This window comes from Pseudomonas pohangensis (assembly GCF_900105995.1).
Taxonomy (GTDB): Bacteria; Pseudomonadota; Gammaproteobacteria; order Pseudomonadales; family Pseudomonadaceae; genus Aquipseudomonas; species Aquipseudomonas pohangensis.
Genome location: NZ_LT629785.1, coordinates 2,753,244 through 2,770,469, shown reverse-complemented (window position 1 = coordinate 2,770,469; position 17,226 = coordinate 2,753,244). Strand labels below are relative to the sequence as shown.

General features: G+C 61.2%; 16 protein-coding genes and 1 pseudogene. 10 read left to right on the top strand and 7 right to left on the bottom strand.

Annotated elements, in window-relative coordinates:
- Positions 1-2: 2 nt before the first annotated feature.
- The 3 genes from accB to BLT89_RS12995 form a co-directional block, all read right to left on the bottom strand.
- On the bottom strand, positions 3-458 hold the full coding sequence (gene accB / locus BLT89_RS13005; protein ID WP_090196124.1) for an acetyl-CoA carboxylase biotin carboxyl carrier protein: 456 nt from the start codon (positions 456-458) through the stop codon (positions 3-5).
- A gap of 44 nt (positions 459-502) precedes the next feature.
- Positions 503-952 carry a type II 3-dehydroquinate dehydratase gene (gene aroQ / locus BLT89_RS13000; RefSeq protein ID WP_090196122.1) on the bottom strand — a complete coding sequence of 150 codons (450 nt, stop codon included), beginning with the start codon at positions 950-952 and terminating at the stop codon, positions 503-505.
- A 115-nt stretch (positions 953-1,067) separates the two neighbouring features.
- Positions 1,068-2,864 (bottom strand): protein-disulfide reductase DsbD, encoded by a 1,797-nt coding sequence (locus BLT89_RS12995; RefSeq protein ID WP_090196119.1) that lies wholly within the window; start codon positions 2,862-2,864, stop codon positions 1,068-1,070.
- Positions 2,865-3,230: 366 nt separating this feature from the next.
- On the opposite strand from BLT89_RS12995, the pseudogene BLT89_RS12990 reads away from it, so the two are divergent.
- The 4 genes and pseudogenes from BLT89_RS12990 to speA all read left to right on the top strand — a co-directional run.
- Positions 3,231-4,190, top strand: a pseudogene (locus BLT89_RS12990) (DUF2333 family protein); the annotation flags it as partial.
- A 3-nt stretch (positions 4,191-4,193) separates the two neighbouring features.
- Complete coding sequence (locus tag BLT89_RS12985; RefSeq protein ID WP_090196114.1) at positions 4,194-4,724, top strand: NUDIX hydrolase; 531 nt, start codon at positions 4,194-4,196, stop codon at positions 4,722-4,724.
- Positions 4,725-4,906: 182 nt separating this feature from the next.
- Positions 4,907-5,278 (top strand): translation initiation factor Sui1, encoded by a 372-nt coding sequence (locus tag BLT89_RS12980; RefSeq protein WP_090196112.1) that lies wholly within the window; start codon positions 4,907-4,909, stop codon positions 5,276-5,278.
- A gap of 137 nt (positions 5,279-5,415) precedes the next feature.
- Positions 5,416-7,329 carry an arginine decarboxylase gene (speA, locus tag BLT89_RS12975; RefSeq protein WP_090199007.1) on the top strand — a complete coding sequence of 638 codons (1,914 nt, stop codon included), beginning with the start codon at positions 5,416-5,418 and terminating at the stop codon, positions 7,327-7,329.
- Between the two features lie 59 nt (positions 7,330-7,388).
- On the opposite strand, the gene BLT89_RS12970 is transcribed toward speA, so the two are convergent.
- From BLT89_RS12970 to BLT89_RS12955, 4 genes are all read right to left on the bottom strand, one after another.
- On the bottom strand, positions 7,389-8,291 hold the full coding sequence (locus tag BLT89_RS12970; RefSeq protein WP_090196111.1) for an acyltransferase: 903 nt from the start codon (positions 8,289-8,291) through the stop codon (positions 7,389-7,391).
- Between the two features lie 165 nt (positions 8,292-8,456).
- A complete protein-coding gene (locus tag BLT89_RS12965; protein ID WP_090196108.1) occupies positions 8,457-9,392 on the bottom strand; it encodes a BKACE family enzyme in 936 nt (311 codons plus the stop codon).
- A 44-nt stretch (positions 9,393-9,436) separates the two neighbouring features.
- On the bottom strand, positions 9,437-11,518 hold the full coding sequence (gene pta, locus BLT89_RS12960; protein WP_090196106.1) for a phosphate acetyltransferase: 2,082 nt from the start codon (positions 11,516-11,518) through the stop codon (positions 9,437-9,439).
- Positions 11,519-11,536: 18 nt separating this feature from the next.
- On the bottom strand, positions 11,537-12,724 hold the full coding sequence (locus BLT89_RS12955) for an acetate kinase (protein ID WP_090196103.1): 1,188 nt from the start codon (positions 12,722-12,724) through the stop codon (positions 11,537-11,539).
- A gap of 115 nt (positions 12,725-12,839) precedes the next feature.
- On the opposite strand from BLT89_RS12955, the gene BLT89_RS12950 reads away from it, so the two are divergent.
- The 6 genes from BLT89_RS12950 (at position 12,840) to BLT89_RS12925 (ending at position 17,183) form a co-directional block, all read left to right on the top strand.
- The gene (locus tag BLT89_RS12950) at positions 12,840-13,325 is read left to right on the top strand and encodes an FKBP-type peptidyl-prolyl cis-trans isomerase (RefSeq protein ID WP_090196101.1); all 486 of its coding nucleotides are present in this window, start codon (positions 12,840-12,842) and stop codon (positions 13,323-13,325) included.
- A gap of 81 nt (positions 13,326-13,406) precedes the next feature.
- Positions 13,407-13,889: a glutathione peroxidase gene (locus BLT89_RS12945; RefSeq protein WP_090196098.1), complete on the top strand. Its 483-nt coding sequence runs from the start codon at positions 13,407-13,409 to the stop codon at positions 13,887-13,889.
- A 110-nt stretch (positions 13,890-13,999) separates the two neighbouring features.
- On the top strand, positions 14,000-14,737 hold the full coding sequence (locus BLT89_RS12940) for a nitroreductase family protein (RefSeq protein ID WP_090196095.1): 738 nt from the start codon (positions 14,000-14,002) through the stop codon (positions 14,735-14,737).
- Between the two features lie 105 nt (positions 14,738-14,842).
- Positions 14,843-15,436: a TetR/AcrR family transcriptional regulator gene (locus tag BLT89_RS12935; RefSeq protein ID WP_172829132.1), complete on the top strand. Its 594-nt coding sequence runs from the start codon at positions 14,843-14,845 to the stop codon at positions 15,434-15,436.
- 43 nt (positions 15,437-15,479) lie between these two features.
- A complete protein-coding gene (locus BLT89_RS12930) occupies positions 15,480-16,589 on the top strand; it encodes an NADH:flavin oxidoreductase (RefSeq protein ID WP_090196090.1) in 1,110 nt (369 codons plus the stop codon).
- A gap of 264 nt (positions 16,590-16,853) precedes the next feature.
- Positions 16,854-17,183: a hypothetical protein gene (locus tag BLT89_RS12925; RefSeq protein ID WP_090196088.1), complete on the top strand. Its 330-nt coding sequence runs from the start codon at positions 16,854-16,856 to the stop codon at positions 17,181-17,183.
- Positions 17,184-17,226 lie beyond the last annotated feature (43 nt).

Sequence of the window (17,226 nt, the reverse complement as noted above, 5' to 3'; positions counted from 1 at the left end):
TTTCAAACGATGGTGAACAATGGCTGGTCGAACTCTACCGGCTGACCGTTCTCCGCGAGGATGGACTCGATCACACCGCTGGCTTCTGCCTCGATGTGGTTCATCATCTTCATGGCTTCAACAATGCACAGAATGTCGCCCTTCTTCACGGTCTGGCCGATGACGGCAAAGTCGGCCGCGGTTGGTGAAGAGGCGCGATAGAAGGTGCCGACCATGGGTGAGCGCACCACATGGCCATTCAGTTGCGGTGCGGCAGCAGCACTAGCCGGAGCCGCAGCGGCGGGCGCCGGGGCGGCGGCAACCGGCGCCGGCGCAGCGGCATACACCGGCTGGCTGACAGGTGCCTGTTTGGCATGCCGGCTGATACGCACGGATTCCTCGCCTTCGCGAATTTCCAGCTCGTCAATACCGGATTCTTCCAGCAGCTCGATCAGTTTTTTGACTTTGCGAATATCCATGTTTGCTTCGACTCCCGATTTGTTGAGGCCAAGATAGTCAGTTATCAGCCATTTCTGGCGGCAATTTGTTCCAGTGCAGCTTCCAGTGCCAAGCGATAACCGCAGGAACCGAGGCCGCAGATCACGCCCACTGCTACATCCGAGAAGTAGGAGTGCTGCCGGAATGGTTCCCGTTTGTGTACGTTGGACAGGTGAACTTCGATGAATGGGATGCTCACCGCCAGCAGCGCGTCACGCAATGCCACGCTGGTGTGGGTAAAAGCCGCCGGATTGATCAGGATGAAATCGACACCCTCGCTGCGGGCGGCATGCACCCGTTCGATCAATTCGTATTCGGCATTGCTTTGCAGATAAAGCAGGTGATGACCAGCCTCGCGGGCGCGGCGCTCCAGATCGAGGTTGATTTCTTCAAGTGTGGTGGCACCGTAAACCGCAGGTTCGCGGGAACCCAGCAGGTTCAGGTTCGGGCCGTGCAGCACCAGTAGGGTGGCCATGCCGGTTTTCCTTGTTAGATAGGCATACTTAAAACTATGCAGGAAAGTGCCAGGCGCTGTCCAGTTGTCTGCCAAAGCCTGCAAGATGCCGGCTTTATTGCCTCATTTGCTTATTTTATTGCTTTTGCCGCTCAAGGGCGGCCGTCAACTGTGTGGCCAGCTCGGCCGCAGTTGTTTCGCCAACCACGCGCAAGTCGCTCCACTCCTGTCCCGCGCCGGAAAACAGCAGGATGGCGGGGGGGCCAAACAGCTTGTAGCTGTCGAGCAGGGCGCGCTGCTCCGGGTTGCTTTCGGTCATATCGAAGCGGATCAGGCGGAAGTGCGCAAGCTGGCGGCGAACGCTTTCGGCAGGCAGAACCTCGCGCTCGATCACCTTGCAGCTGATGCACCAGTCGGCATAGAAATCCACCAGCACCGGTTGCCCGGCAGCTTTCGCATCCTGCAGGGCTGCGGCGAGGGCTGAGGGTTGTTCAAGGGTAGTCCAGCCATCGCTGGAGTTTGTCGTGCCGGTCAGGGCACTTTGCCCTGCAAAGGCCAGCGGACGCAGTGGATCCGAGGCGCCGCGCAGTGCGCCAACCCAGCTGGCCATGGCATACACCAGCAGCATCAGGCCAAACAGTTGCAGGGCTTTCTGTGCCAGGGTTTTGCTGCCGAACTCAAGCGTGCCGATGCTCAGCGCAACGCCTGCGGCCAGCAGTCCCCAGAGAGCAAGGCTGAGGGGGCCGGGAATCACCCTCTCCAGCATCCAGATGGCCACCGCCAGCAACAGCACGCCAAAGGCATTGCGCACGCCGACCATCCAGGTGCCGCTTTTCGGCAGCAAGGCGCCACCACCGGCGGCGAACAGCACCAGCGGGGCACCCATGCCAAGGCCCAGGCTGAACAGCTTCAATCCGCCACCCAGCGCATCACCGCTGCTGCTGATATACAGCAGGGCGCCTGCCAGCGGCGCAGAAACGCAGGGTGAGACCAGCAGGCTGGACACCACGCCCAGCATTGCCGCGCCCAGGAGGGAGCCGCCCCGGGTCTTGCCGGCCAGACGATCCAGCGGGTCGCTGAGGGCATGGGGCAGGCGTAGTTCGTAGACACCGAACATGGCCAGGGCGAAGGCAACAAAGAAGATGGCGAACGGTACCAGTATCCATGGGGATTGCAGTCGCGCCTGCAGATTCAGTTCGGCGCCGAATACCCCCATCAGGGCTCCGAGCAGGGCAAAACAGACGGCCATCGGCAGCACATAAGCCAGTGCCAGGCTGAAGCCACGCATGCCGCCGATCTGTCCGCGCAACACCACGCCGGAGAGAATCGGCAGCATGGGCAGCACGCAGGGGGTAAAGGTCAGTCCCAGACCTGCGAGAAAGAACAGCAGCAGTTCGTGCCACAGCAGGCCCTCGGTCGCAGCGGTAGCGGCATTACCCCCGGCGGGGCTGGCGCTGGATTCGCCGATGCCGGGAATCGCCAGCCGGGCCGTTTCCGGCGGGTAGCACAAGCCCTTGTCGGCGCAGCCCTGATAGGTAACCAGCAGGGTAAAGGCTTGCTCCTGTGGCGCTTGCAGGGGAATGTTCAGGTCGAGAATGCCGTAGTAGACCTCGACCTTTCCAAAGTACTCGTCCTGCTTGGGCTTGCCGGCCGGCAGTTGCAGTTCGCCCAGCGCCACATCTGCTGGCTGGCTTTTGATGGCGAAGCGATGGCGGTAGAGGTAGTAGCCTTCGGCATTGACGAAACGCAGGCGGATCAGCGTGTCGGTGCGCTCGACCAGACTGAGTTTGAAGGCCTCGCCGACCGGCAGGAAGTCCTTGCTGTTATTCAGCGCCGAGCCCAGGCCGAGATCGGCATTCGGGCGCTGGTCAAAAATGCCGGCCGCAGCGTTGACGCTGAACAGCAGGAAAAATACAAGCAACAAACGGCGCATGAAGGGTCTCGGAACGGCAGGGCGGCCTGCATGATAACCAAGCTGGCTGTCACCTGCAGGGATAAGACTGCAAGGGATTGTTACCTGCTGCGAGGACAGGGCTTTGCGTTGATGGCAAAACGCCTGTGCATGCTCTGGGTGTCCTGCGCTCCGCACTGCGCTTGCAAGGTGTTGCCTTATTTTGCTGACGCAATTTTGACCATACGGCCTGTTATAGTGAACGTCTGAGTAGTTGCCCGGGGCTTCCGGACTGATGCTTTGCGCAAGGAGATAGCCATGCTGGACTGGAAGAATCGTGACAAGAGTGTGCAAGTGCCTGCGGATGGGCCGGTAGGCAAGCCAAAAAGCTATCGAAACAGTGCCTGGCGCGCTGCCGGCATGCTGTTTGGTCTTTATTTGCTGGCTGCTCTGGTGGTGGGCTGGTTCTGGAGCCAGGAACCGGAGTTCTTCCCGGTGCAACAGAATGCCCGGGCTGCGGCCGAGAAAGCCCAGCGGCAACTGGTTACCGGTTACACCACGGTGGAAACCCTGAAGACCGTTGCCGGTACCTTGCTGGACAAGCCCGGTGGCTATCTGTCCAACGACATCGCGCCGCCCGGAGTGTGGCTGGACAACATGCCGAGCTGGGAATATGGCGTGCTGGTGCAGGTGCGTGACATGGCGCGGGCGTTGCGCAAGGACTTTTCCCGTTCACAGTCGCAGTCCACCGAGGATCCTGACCTGGCCAAGGCCGAGCCGCGTTTCAACTTTGATAACAAGAGCTGGGCACTGCCCGCCAGTGAGTCGGAGTACCGCGAGGGCATCCGCTATCTGGAGCGCTATCAGGCCAAGTTATCCGATTCGGCGCAGTCCACTGCGCAGTTCTATACCCGTGCGGACAACTTGAATAACTGGCTGGGTGATGTCAATACTCGCCTGGGCTCCTTGTCGCAGCGCCTGTCGGCAAGTGTCGGGCGGGTGCGCCTGAATGCCGATGTCGCCAACAACGGTCAGGTGCCGTTGCTGAGTGAGGAAATTGTCGAGACGCCCTGGCTGCAGATCGACAACGTCTTCTATGAGGCGCGCGGTCAGGCCTGGGCACTGTCCCAGCTGTTGCGCGCGATCGAGGTGGATTTTGCCGATGTACTGACCAAGAAGAATGCCACGGTCAGTGTGCAGCAGATTATCCGCGAGCTGGAGGCGGCGCAGGAGCCATTGTGGAGTCCGATGGTGCTCAACGGCAGCGGTTATGGCCTGCTGGCCAACCATTCGCTGGTGATGGCCAACTACATCTCGCGGGCCAACGCGGCGATCATCGATTTGCGTACGCTGTTGAGTCAGGGCTGAGGCGTGACGGTTACGCAGAGCGAGTGCGCCCATCGCGAAGCCTCGGATGCCGAGCTGATTGCCTGGGTGGATGAGGCCGATCAGCTGCTTGGCAGCCTGCCGCGTGCGGAATTGCGCCGTCGCGGCCTGATCGGTCGTGGCTCTTTCGTGCTGTTGTTCAATTCGGCCGGCGAGCTTTGCGTACACCAGCGCACCCTGAGCAAGGCGGTTTATCCCGGTTACTGGGATGTCGCCGCAGGTGGCATGGTGCAGGCGGACGAAAGTTATGCCGAATCGGCGCAGCGCGAGTTGCAGGAGGAGCTGGGCATTGCCGGCGTGGCATTGCAGGCGCACGGCAGTTTCTTCTTTGACCAGCCGGACAACCGCCTGTGGTGCGGGGTGTTCTCGGCTATCTCGGATGCGCCCTTGCAATTACAGCCCGAAGAAGTCCTGCAGGCACGCTTCATCAGCATTGACCAGGCGCTGGCCGATTCACTTGTCCGGCCTTACTGTGCCGATTCACTGCGGGCACTCCGGCGTTATCTGGCAGGTTAATCCGGCTGTTTTGTCTGGGCTGCGCACAGCGGGAGGTCGCCGATCTGTAGGCAGTTGGCGCAATTGCCCTGGTAGCGCCCGCTCTGTTTGCCGTTACACTGCGCGCCTTCGATTTACCGGTATAAGTGCCTGATTGCGGATTGCAGCAGGTGCAACTTCAGACGCTTGCGAGGACTCGCCACGTGGTCAAGAAAGCTGTTTCCCTGGCTGCCCTGGGTGGTCTGGTCTACTCCACCGAAACCGGCCGGCATTGTCCGGACTGCAACCAGCCGCTGACGGCCTGCACGTGCAAGCAAGGCCAGCTGCCGCAGGGCGATGGCGTTGCCCGGGTGCGGCGTGAAAGCAAGGGCCGTGGAGGCAAGACAGTGACTACCATCAGCGGCGTGCCACTGGCAGCGGAAGAGCTGGGCGCCCTGGCTTCCGCACTGAAAAAACGCTGTGGCTGTGGCGGGGCACTGAAGGAGGGAGTGATCGAAATCCAGGGCGATCACGTCGAACTGTTGCTGGCCGAGCTGACGGCACGCGGCTTTCGGGCGAAGAAGTCCGGGGGTTAAGCTGGATGCGATCAATCCGTAGAGTGGGCTTTAACCCACCGCAAACAGGCGCAGTTGTCATGGTGGGCTGAAACCCATCCTACGCCTACCCCGCAAGCAGGGCCCACAGCACATAACCAATTTTAGAGGACACCATGATGCCAGTACGACGCACACGCAAGGATGACGGCAGCCAATGGACAGTGGCAGACAGCCGCAGTGTTTATGGCATTCGCCACTGGGGGGCCGGGTTCTTTGCGATCAACGAACAAGGGCGTGTCGAAGTGCGGCCGAACGGACCGCAGAGTGCGCCGATTGATCTGCATGCCCAGGTCGAGCAGCTGCGCCAGAGCGGCCTGAGCCTGCCATTGCTGGTACGTTTCCCGGACATCCTGCAAAGCCGGGTGCGTCAGCTGACCGGCGCCTTCGATGCCAGCATCGAGCGGCTGGAGTACCAGAATCGCTACACCGCCCTGTACCCGATCAAGGTCAACCAGCAGGAGGCAGTGGTGGAAAACATCATTGCCACGCAGAACGTTTCCATCGGTCTGGAAGCCGGTTCCAAGCCGGAACTGATGGCTGTGCTGGCCATGGCACCCAAGGGTGGCACCATCGTCTGCAACGGCTACAAGGACCGCGAATTCATCCGCCTGGCGCTGATCGGCCAGAAGCTCGGGCACAATGTATTCATCGTCATCGAAAAAGAATCCGAAGTGCAGCTGGTGATCGACGAGGCGGCTGCCCTCAAGGTGGCGCCGCAGGTCGGCCTGCGTGTGCGTTTGTCCTCGCTGGCGTCGAGCAAGTGGGCGGATACCGGTGGCGAAAAGTCCAAGTTCGGCCTGTCGGCCGCACAGTTGCTGGCGGTGGTCGAACGCTTCAAGGGTGCCGGACTGGATCAGGGCATACGCCTGCTGCATTTTCACATGGGCTCGCAGATCGCCAATATTGCCGACTATCGCAAGGGCTTCCGTGAAGCCATCCGCTATTACGGCGAACTGCGTGCACTGGGTCTGCCGGTCGATCATGTGGATGTCGGTGGTGGTCTGGGTGTGGATTACGACGGTACCCATTCGCGCAATGACAGCTCGATCAACTACGACATGGAAGACTATGCCGCCACGGTGGTCGACATGCTCAAGGAGTTCTGTGACCGCCAGGAAATCCCCCATCCGCACATTTTTTCCGAAAGCGGGCGGGCGATGACTGCGCACCATGCGGTGCTGCTGGTGCAGGTCACCGATGTCGAAAAGCATAACGATGCGATACCGCAGATCGATCCGGCGCTCGAGCAGCCGGAAGTGCTGCAGGTGCTGATCGAGCTGCTCGGTGATACCGATGCGGAGATGGTCGCCGAGACCTACTGGCGGGCCACCCACTACATCAGTGAAGTAGCCGCCCAGTATTCAGCCGGCAAGCTCGACCTGCCGCAGAAAGCCCTGGCCGAGCAATGCTATTTCGCCATCTGCCGGCGCCTGTACAACCAGCTGAAAGCGCGCCAGCGTTCGCACCGCGCGGTGCTCGACGAACTCAACGACAAGCTGGCGGACAAGTACATCTGCAATTTCTCGGTGTTCCAGAGCCTGCCGGATACCTGGGCGATCGGCCAGATCCTGCCGATCCTGCCGCTGCACCGGCTGGACGAGGAGCCCATGCGCCGTGCCGTGCTGCAGGATCTGACCTGTGATTCGGATGGCAAGATCCGCCAGTACGTCGATGAGCAGAGTATCGAGACCAGCCTGCCGGTGCATGAGCTGCGCGAGGGCGAGGATTATGTGCTGGCGATCTTCCTGGTCGGTGCCTACCAGGAAATCCTCGGCGACATGCACAACCTGTTCGGCGACACCGACTCGGTGAATATCTACCAGAACAGCGATGGCAGCGCCTACCACGCCGGTATCGAAACCCACGACACCATCGAGGACATGCTGCGCTATGTGCACCTGTCACCCGAGGAGCTGATGACCCACTATCGCGACAAGGTCGCCAGTGCGCGGATCAGCGCCGCCGAGCGCACCCAGTATCTGGATGCCCTGCGTCTGGGTCTGACACGCTCTTCCTATCTGTCGAGCTGAAACTGCTGAAGCGCCCGTTGGTCAGGCCAGCCGGCCGCCGGGCGCAAGTGCCGCCGGACTCAGGCCGGATATTCGGCATGCAGCCTGACCAGCTGCGCATCCTTGTCTTCCCACAGCTGGTTGACCCATTGCTGGAAGGCCAGACGGTACTCGTCGCTCTGGTCATAGCTCTGGCCGATGAACTGGGCAGGAATTTCCATCTTGTCGAAGCGCACCACGATCTTTTTGATCCGGCCGCTGAGCAGATCCCAGAAGCTCGGCTTGCCGCCGGGATAGTGAATGGTCACGTTGAGCAGGGCGCTGAGCTGATCGCCCATGGCGTCCAGCACGAAGGCAATGCCGCCGGCCTTGGGCTTGAGCAGGTAGCGGAACGGTGAGTCCTGCTGCTCGTGTTTGGCTTCGGTGAAGCGGGTGCCTTCGAGGAAGTTGAACACCGACACCGGATTGGCCTTGAAGCGCTCGCAGGCCTTGCGCGTGGTGAGCATGTCCTGACCGCGTTTTTCCGGGTGCTTGGCCAGGTATTCCTTGCTGAAACGCTGCATGAAGGGGAACTCCAGTGCCCACCAGCACAGGCCGATCACCGGTACCCAGATGAGTTCCTGCTTGAGGAAAAACTTGAGAAAGGGTGCCTTGCGGTTGAGCTGGTATTGCAGCACCAGAATGTCTACCCAGCTCTGGTGGTTACTGGTGATCAGGTAGGAATGGCGCATGTCGACGCTTTCCAGACCCTGCACGTCCCACTGGATCGGCTGCACCAGATCCATCCAGAACTTGTTCACTGATATCCAGCTTTCGGCACAGCGGTGCATGACATGGTTGATTACCTTGCGCGCGCCGGTAAAGGGTAGGGCGGCCTTGATCAGCGCACCGAAAAACAGCGGCCAGCAGAACAACAGGGTATTGCTGATCAGCATAAGGGTGGCAATAACGCCGCGCAGCGGGGCAGGTAGAAAACGCAACATGGGGCGGCAGCCTCATTCGGGAGGAAAAAAGCCGGCCGTCGGGGCAGGCGGGTTTAGTGGCCAAGGGTAACCTTTGTTCACCGACCTGCAAGCCTTGTTTGTGACCGGCTGGTCGCAGTTGCAGCAGTGCGGGAGGAACCCGGTATTTTCCTGTGTGTAGCCCGGCTATGCCTGCCGGAAGGCGACAGGGTGGGTTGGCAGGTTGAGGATTTTTGCAGCCTGGGCCGGCGTGGCGATTGGCCGGTCATATTTTTTCGCCAGCTGCACGACCTCTTCTACCAGTTCCAGATTGCTCGGTACGCGGCTGCGCCGGTTGGCAGGATCGGCAAAGGGTTCCAGGCCGACCTGTACATGCCCGCCGCGCTTGATCGCTTCCTCGGCAATGCCGCACCCGACACAGTCCTCGCCAAAACTGGAGACCAGCCACGGCAGGTTGGAGCCTTCGATCAGCTCCAGATAGGCCTCCAGACTTCTGGCGGTGGGCAGCAGGCCAAAGGGCAGGTCGGCAGCGGCAAAGTAGAATTTGACAAGACCGCCGGCCGGCATTTTGCCTGCACGCACATAGGCCATGATGAAACGCACGAAGCTTGGCTCGAATACCGAAATGCTCAGGCCGATATTCAGCCGGCGGCAGGTTTCCACGTAGTAGCGCGAGTCATGCATGTCGTTCTTGTAGAGATAGGTGCCGGGAGCAAACAGTCCTTCCTGATCGAGCATGCCCAGATTGAAGGTGCCGGGGTCGCAAAGGCCCTGGGCGATGATGCCCTGTTCGGCCAGCTGCACCACGTGGGCATAGCGGGTTTCCACGCTTACGCCTTCCTGACCAACCGCCATGGTCGGGGTAAGAATTGCGTCCGGGCGCAGCGCCAGCAATTTGCGCCAGGCGCCGGCATACAGCTGTGCATCCATCACTCCGGAGCCGCCGATGATCGGTTCGCTGGTGTGGTTGTGGATCAGTGCTGCCCCGGCCGCCATGCAGGCGACTGCCTGCTCGACAATCTCGTCATCACTGTATGGCACCGATGGATTGCGCGCTTTGGGGGTCGAGCCATTGAGTGAGGCTTCGATGATCAGCGGCTGACCGGCAACAGAACTATTCATGCAAGGGGTTCCTGATTTCATAGTTGGGCGCGTGCCCGCCTGGCTCACTCCGGGCTGGTCGCCTGCACGGCAGTCAGGGCAATGGTGTAGACGATGTCATCCACCAGCGCGCCGCGCGACAGGTCATTTACCGGCTTGCGCAGGCCTTGCAGCATGGGCCCGACACTGACCACGCTGGCACTGCGCTGCACGGCCTTGTAGGTGGTGTTGCCGGTATTCAGGTCGGGGAAAATGAACACCGTGGCGCGCCCGGCTACCTGACTGTCCGGAGCCTTCTGGCGGCCGACGCTTTCGATGGCGGCGGCGTCGTATTGCAGGGGGCCGTCAATCAGCAGTTGCGGGTTTTTCTCGCGGGCCAGCCGCGTGGCTTCACGGACTTTCTCGACTTCTGCACCACTGCCGGAGTTACCGGTCGAGTAGCTGATCATCGCCACCCGCGGCTCGATGCCGAACGCTTCGGCCGAGGCGGCGCTCTGCAGGGCGATTTCGGCCAGCTCGGCAGCGGTCGGATCCGGGTTCACCGCGCAGTCGCCGTAGACCACCACCTGCTCGGGCAGCAGCATGAAAAATATTGATGACACCAGCTGGTAGCCGGGTGCGGTCTTGATCAGCTGCAGGGCCGGGCGAATGGTGTTGGCGGTGGTGTGAATGGCGCCGGAGACCAGCCCGTCGACTTCGCCCAGTGCCAGCATCATGGTGCCGAGCACCACGGTGTCTTCCAGTTGGGCGCTGGCCATCGGTGCATTCAGCCCCTTGTTCTTGCGCAGCTCGACCATCGGTTCGACATAGCGCTGACGGATCAGCTCCGGATCCAGCACTTCCAGCCCTTCGGGCAACTCGATGCCCAGCGCCTTGGCGACCGTGGCGACCTCCTCCGGTTTGGCCAGCAGTACGCAGCGGGCAATGCCGCGTGCCTGACAGATCGCGGCGGCCTGCACGGTGCGTGGCTCACTGCCTTCGGGCAGGACGATACGCTGGTTGGCGGCCTGGGCGCGCTGTACCAGCCGGTAGCGGAATGCCGGCGGTGACAGGCGGGTGACCTGCGGCGTGCCGCAGCGCTCATGCAGCCAGGCGTGATCCAGAAAGCCGGCGACGAAGTCGGTGACTTTCTCTGCGCGCTCCAGATCGTCCAGCGGAATTTCCCGGTTGATCTGCAGCAGGTTATGCGCGGTGGCATAGGAGCCGGTGGTTACGGTCATCAGCGGCAGACCGGCCTGCAGCGCGCCCTGGCACAGCTCGAGTATGCGCGGGTCGGGCGGAAAGTCGCCGCTGAGCAGCAGGCCGGCCAGCGGTACGCCGTTCATTGCCGCCAGGCAAGCGGCGAGGATGATGTCGTTGCGGTCGCCGGGAGTAACGACCAGCACGCCCGGCTTGAGCAGGTGCACCGAGTTGTGCACGGCGCGGGCAAACAGCAGAATTTCCTGCACCCGGCGCTGGCGGTATTCGCCCTCGTTGAGAATATGCGCCTGCATCATTTCGGCGATGTCGCTGGTGCGTGGCGCATTCAGCTCGGCATTCCACGGGATGCAGCCGAGGATGCGAAAGCAGTCACTATCGAACAGCGGTGACTGGCTTTTCACCTGTGCGCTGAAGTCTTCGCTGCGTACCTTGTTGAAAATCACCCCGAGCACCCGGGGGCTCTCGCAGCCGCCGAACTGCTGGGCCTGCAGATCGATGCGATCGGTAAGCTGCGTGAGACTTTCGCCATCAGGCGCCGAAACCAGAATGACTTCGGCATCCAGTGCCTGGGCGAGCTTGGCATTGGCTTCCGCGGCATAACTGGTCTGCCGGTTGGCCACCATGCCTTCGACCAGCAGTACATCCTTGCCTTCGCGGGCGAGCTGGCACAGGTGCACCACCCGCTCGAGAATCTCGTCCTGCTGGCCATTGCCGAGCATGCGCTCGACCTCGGGCAGTGCCAGCGACTTTGGCGGAGTGATGGAGGCATGGGTGCGGGCGACCAGCTCGGAGGAGCGTTCCGGCCCGTTGTAGCCAGCACTGTTCTGTGCAATCGGTTTGCAGAAGCCGACCTTCAGCCCGCTACGCTCGAGGGCACGGACCATGCCCAGACTGATCGAGGTAAGGCCAACGCCAAATGCGGTCGGCACGATGATAAAGGTATGCATGCGGGGCTCCGTGTCAGGTCAATCAGGTAGCAGGGCCAGGGTGTCGAGAGCGATCTGGCGTTCTTCGTTGGTCGGTATTACCAGAATGCGCGGATGATTGCCGGCCTGGATTTCGCCAAACTGGCCGCCAACGCTGCGGGCATTGGCTTGCGGATCGATGGCCAGATTGAGCAGCGGCAGGTGCGCCACGGTCTGGCTGCGAATCAGTGGCGAATTCTCGCCGATACCACCGGTAAAGATCAGCCCGTCCAGGCGCGGCAGCGCACAACTCATTGCTGCCAGGGATTTGGCCAGGCGGTAGCAGAACACATCAATGGCCAGGGTGGCGCCCGCATGGCCTTCGCTGCGCGCCTGTTCCAGCGTGCGCATGTCGTTGGACAAGCCGGACAGCCCCAGCAAGCCGCTCTGCTTGTTCAGCAGGTTGTCGATTTCCTGCAGGCTCCAGCCCAGCTTGCGGCCCAGGTACAGGTGCAGGCCCGGATCGACATCACCGCTGCGCGTGCCCATCACCACGCCTTCCAGCGGCGTCAGGCCCATGCTGGTATCGCGACTCTGGCCATTGACGATGGCACAGGTGGAGCAGCCGTTGCCCAGATGGGCGACCAGCCAGCTGCTGTCGTTGACCGGCAACCCGCTCAGCTCGGCGGCGCGGCGCCCGACAAAACGATGGCTGCTGCCATGAAAGCCGTAGCGGCGTACGCCGTGCTCGCGGTAGATCTGCTCCGGCACGGCATAGCGAAATGCCTGCGCCGGCATGCTCTGGTGAAAGGCGGTGTCGAACACTGCCACTTGTGGCAATTCGGGATACAGGCCCAGGGCAGCTTCAATGCCCTGCAGGCAGGCCGGATTGTGCAGCGGTGCCAGTGCGGAAACGCTGCGGATGGCGGCCAGCGCGGCGGCGTCGAGCAGATGCGCGGCGGTAAAGTGCTCGCCGCCATGCACCACCCGGTGACCGATACCGCTGAGCTTTCCGTCTGCGTGCTGCTGCACCTGCGGCAGCAGCTGCTCAAGCGCCTGACGGTGGCCGGCATGCGGGATTTTCAGGCTGTGCTGCTGCTCGCCGGATTGCCAGCGCAGTTCGCTTTCGGCGCTGCCCAGGCGTTCGGCAATGCCGCTGAGGAGGGTATCTTCGCGATCTTCTCTGATCAGGGCGAACTTGATTGATGAACTGCCGCAGTTGATCACCAGGATGTGGCGCGCGGACATAGAACCCCCTCTGACACCGGTTGTGACTGGCCGTTTATCCGGCTCTGGTTCGCAATCAGATGATTGCACGGGTAAACTTGCAAGCTCTTATTTCCCAGAGCGAAGGTCCTGCACCATGCTGATTGCTGCCAACAAGGCTGTTTCCATCGACTATACCCTGACCAATGACGCCGGTGAGGTCATCGACAGCTCCGCTGGTGCTGCGCCCATGGTCTATTTGCACGGTGCCGGCAATATCATCGCCGGGCTGGAAAAAGCCCTTGAAGGCAAAAGCGCCGGTGACGAGCTCAGCGTAGCCGTGGAACCGGAAGATGCCTACGGTGAATACAGCGCCGAGCTGGTAGCCGTACTGGGTCGCGAAATGTTTGAAGGCGTTGATCAGCTGGAAGTCGGCATGCAGTTCCATGCCTCCGGCCCCGATGGCAGCATGCAGATTGTCACCATTCGTGATCTGGATGGCGATGAAGTCACCGTCGACGGTAATCATCCGCTGGCCGGGCAGCGCCTGAACTTTCAGGTCAAGGTAATTGATGTGCGCGACGCCAATGCCGAAGAAGTGGCCCATGGCCATATCCACGGAGAAGGCGGTCATCAGCACTGATGTTGCCGTAGCGGTAGACACAAGGGTGCCTGAGGGCACCTTTGTGCCCTCTGTGATCAAAGCGTGTTCGAGGAGTTGTTCATGAGTGCCATACACAAGCTGGTCCTGCAGGGTCTTGATGGTCAGGAACTGCCGCTGGCGCCGTATGCCGGAAAAGTCCTGCTGGTGGTCAATGTGGCCTCCAAGTGCGGCCTGACGCCGCAATATGCAGGTCTGGAACAACTGCAGCAGCAGTTCCAGTCCCGTGGTTTCAGTGTGCTGGGCTTGCCGTGCAACCAGTTTGCCGGTCAGGAACCGGGCTCTGCCGAGGATATCCAGAGCTTTTGCAGCACGACCTACGGCGTCAGCTTTCCGTTGTCGGCCAAGATCGAGGTCAACGGCGCCGAGCGCCATCCGTTGTACACCCTGCTGGCCGGCGAAGGTGCCGAGTTTCCTGGCGAGATCACCTGGAACTTCGAGAAATTCCTGGTCGGCAAGGATGGCCGTGTCCTCGCACGCTTCTCGCCACGTACCACGCCGGATGATCCGGCACTGCTGCAGGCCATCGAGCAGGCGCTGGGCTGAAGCGTCTGTAGCAGGCCGTAACTGCCAAGCCAGCGGCTGCTTCGGCTCGCCAGCTTGCTCTTCAGTGCATAGCGCGGCTTAATCGTGCTCCTTGCTCAGGGAGTTAGACGATGAACAGCTTCACCAGCGAACAGACCCCGGTCCACGCCAGTCCCGCCGCCTTGCGGGCCTTGATCGAAAGCCGTCGTGCGGTACGCCGTTTTACCGCTGAAGTGATTCCTGACGAGGTGATTCGCGACTGCCTGGAAATGGCCGTGCTCGCACCCAACTCCTGCAACCTGCAGCCCTGGAGTTTTCAGGTAGTGCGTGATCCGGCGCTGCTCAAGCAGCTGCACCCCGTCTGCATGAGCCAGAACGCGGCCCAGGCCCCGCTCATCATTGCCGTACTGGCGCGTCCGGATACCTGGGCGCAGGCCTGCAAGGATATCGTCACCTACTGGCCCGAGCCGGAAGTGCCGCAGCGCATCCGCAGCTTCTACGCCAAGACCGCCCCGTTTCAGTACAACCAGGGCCCGCTGGGTCTGCTCGGCCTGTTCAAGCGCCAGCTGGTGCGGGTGCTGGCTCTGCGCAAACCGCTGATGCGCGGCCCCAACAGCAAGGCGCAAATGCGCCTGTGGGCGGTCAAGTCGACGGCGCTGGCGGCAGAAAACCTGATGCTGGCCTTCCAGAGCCACGGTTACGCGACCTGCCCGATGGAAGGCTTTGACGAGCCGCGCCTGCGCAAGGTGCTGGATATCCCGCGCCAGGCCATCCCGATCATGCTGCTGGCGGCGGGTCGTCAGGGTGAAAAGGGTATCTATAACCCGCGTTTGCGCTTTCCGCTGGAGCAGCAGGTGACCTGGTTGTAAAACCCGGGCGCTTGGCCGCTGTTGCGCCGATTTCCACCGATAGACCTTAATCACTCCAATCAATAGTGGTGGGAAAGCGAGACGACCGGTCATATTCTGTCCGGCATGAAATCCAGTATCCGAATCGACAAGCGTGACCTGATCCTTGCCAAAGGCGCACAAGTGATGACCCGTCGCGGCTATCACGGCACCGGGGTGCAGGAGATCGTGCAGGCGGCGGGGATTCCCAAGGGGTCTTTCTACCACTACTTCGCCAGCAAGGAAGACTTCGCCCTGCAGGCGCTGGAGTTCACCTATCAGCCACGTCTGCAGCGCTATGCCGAGGCACTGGCTAATCCGGCCCTGAGTCCGCGGGCGCGCATCCTTGGTTACTACCGCGAGCTGTTGCAGCACTTCAGCCAGCAGGAACGGCTGGAGTACCACTGCTTTATCGGCAGCCTGAGTTTCGAAATGAACGAGCTGCTGCCAGCCATCGGCCAGCAGGTCGAGGCGATCCTGCAGGAGTCTGCGCTGATCCTGCAGCGCTGTCTGGAACAGGCGCAGGCTGCCGGTGAACTGCCTGCCGAAGAAGATTGCGCCAACCTGGCCGCCTTTATCGCCAATGCCTGGCAGGGCGTACTGACCCGCCTCAAGGTCGGCAGCCAGACCCGGCCCGTTGAAGAGTTCGTCAAACGCCTTGAGCAACTGCTTGCGGCCTGATCCATCTACCCCTTCGCATCACAGTTAATCCAGAGGAAACCCCATGACTGCTTCCGTAAATGCCCTGTTTGAACCCTTCCGCCTTGGCACCCTGGAGTTGCCGACCCGTGTGGTCATGGCACCGATGACCCGTTCGTTCTCCCCGGGCGGCGTGCCCAACAGCAAGGTCATCGAGTACTACCGCCGCCGCGCCGCGGCAGGTGTTGGTCTGATCGTCACCGAGGGCACCACGGTTGGCCACAAGGCGTCCAACGGTTACCCGAACGTGCCGCGCTTCTACGGTGAAGATGCGCTGGCCGGCTGGAAGAAAGTAGTGGATGCCGTGCATGCCGAAGGCGGCAAGATAGTGCCGCAACTCTGGCACGTGGGTAGTGTGCGCAAGCTCGGCACCGAGCCGGATGGTGATGTTCCGGCCTATGGCCCGATGGAGAAAATCAAGGACGGCAAGGAAATCGTGCATGGCATGACCCAGGCCGATATTGACGAAACCATTGCCGCCTTTGCCCAGGCTGCAGCCGATGCCAAGTCGATCGGCATGGACGGCGTGGAAATCCACGGCGCCCACGGTTATCTGGTCGACCAGTTCTTCTGGGAAGGCAGCAATCAGCGTACCGATGGCTACGGTGGCAGTCTGGCCAACCGTTCGCGCTTTGGAATTGAGTTGATCAAGGCTGTGCGTGCGGCAGTCGGCCCGGAGTTTCCGATCATCCTGCGTTTCTCGCAGTGGAAGCAGCAGGACTACACCGCGCGTCTGGTGCAGACTCCGGAAGAACTGGGTGAGTTCCTGCAGCCGTTGTCGGATGCCGGTGTGGATATTTTCCACTGCTCGACCCGACGCTTCTGGGAAGCCGAGTTCGAAGGCTCCGATCTCAATCTGGCCGGCTGGACGCGCCAGCTGACCGGCAAGCCGACCATTACCGTCGGCAGCGTAGGGCTGGATGGCGAGTTCCTGCAGTTCATGGTCAATACCGACAAGGTGGCCAAGCCGGCCGATCTGGGCGCATTGCTGACCCGTCTGAACAACCGCGAATTCGATCTGGTAGCCGTGGGTCGCGCGCTGCTGGTTGACCCGGACTGGGCGGTGAAAGTACGTGACGGCAATCAGCAGGACATCCTGCCGTTCAGCCGCGAAGCACTGATGTCGCTGGTTTGAGGGTTGAACAAGGACGTGCTGGCTAGTCGGTGCCGGGTCAGTTGAAGAGCAGGGGCTGCCTTTTCATGGGGTGCCCCTGTTTTTACCCGGCAGGGTATTGCGTGGCAGCGCCGGTGAAGATCTGCCGGATGGGTCTGGCGGCTTGCCAAGAGCCCTGAAATAGGCTTTTCTTTGATGCCTGTCAGGCTGAAAAATGCCTCCCCGCGCAGGCGTTGCTGTCCTGTGCATACCCTGCCAACCGGTCACCAATACAAGGAGAAATCAATGCCTTCCAAAGCTCGGCCTTCCAATGCGCATATTCTTGCGACTATCTCCGGCCTTCCGGATGAAGTAATTGTTGAACTATGGGACGAAGCGCAAAAGGAGGCGCTCACCAAGCTGGGTGATGAGCATCATCCGGACTTCCTGCACAAGGCTGAGGCCATAGTCACCCGGGCGATAGAACACAAGGCCCTGGAAGGCGTTCCGGCAGAACAGGTGCCATGGGTCCTGTTTGATATCCATATGGCCATGGCGGTGGTGAAGGCACGCAATGTCATGACCGCGGCCAAGGAACAGGTCAGCCACCTGCTGCACAGGCATGATGACGCCTGATCAGGGTCGAATCTTGCCCCAATAAAAAGCCCCGGTTTCGGGG

Coding starts and splice junctions, on each gene's coding strand:
- BLT89_RS12970 (WP_090196111.1), bottom strand. CDS start 8,291: ATGTTGCGTTTTCTACCTGCCCCGCTGCGCGGCGTTATTGCCACCCTT.
- speA (WP_090199007.1), top strand. CDS start 5,416: ATGCCAGTACGACGCACACGCAAGGATGACGGCAGCCAATGGACAGTG.
- BLT89_RS12935 (WP_172829132.1), top strand. CDS start 14,843: ATGAAATCCAGTATCCGAATCGACAAGCGTGACCTGATCCTTGCCAAA.
- aroQ (WP_090196122.1), bottom strand. CDS start 952: ATGGCCACCCTACTGGTGCTGCACGGCCCGAACCTGAACCTGCTGGGT.
- BLT89_RS12945 (WP_090196098.1), top strand. CDS start 13,407: ATGAGTGCCATACACAAGCTGGTCCTGCAGGGTCTTGATGGTCAGGAA.
- BLT89_RS12955 (WP_090196103.1), bottom strand. CDS start 12,724: ATGTCCGCGCGCCACATCCTGGTGATCAACTGCGGCAGTTCATCAATC.
- accB (WP_090196124.1), bottom strand. CDS start 458: ATGGATATTCGCAAAGTCAAAAAACTGATCGAGCTGCTGGAAGAATCC.
- BLT89_RS12965 (WP_090196108.1), bottom strand. CDS start 9,392: ATGAATAGTTCTGTTGCCGGTCAGCCGCTGATCATCGAAGCCTCACTC.
- BLT89_RS12925 (WP_090196088.1), top strand. CDS start 16,854: ATGCCTTCCAAAGCTCGGCCTTCCAATGCGCATATTCTTGCGACTATC.
- BLT89_RS12995 (WP_090196119.1), bottom strand. CDS start 2,864: ATGCGCCGTTTGTTGCTTGTATTTTTCCTGCTGTTCAGCGTCAACGCT.
- pta (WP_090196106.1), bottom strand. CDS start 11,518: ATGCATACCTTTATCATCGTGCCGACCGCATTTGGCGTTGGCCTTACC.
- BLT89_RS12930 (WP_090196090.1), top strand. CDS start 15,480: ATGACTGCTTCCGTAAATGCCCTGTTTGAACCCTTCCGCCTTGGCACC.
- BLT89_RS12950 (WP_090196101.1), top strand. CDS start 12,840: ATGCTGATTGCTGCCAACAAGGCTGTTTCCATCGACTATACCCTGACC.
- BLT89_RS12940 (WP_090196095.1), top strand. CDS start 14,000: ATGAACAGCTTCACCAGCGAACAGACCCCGGTCCACGCCAGTCCCGCC.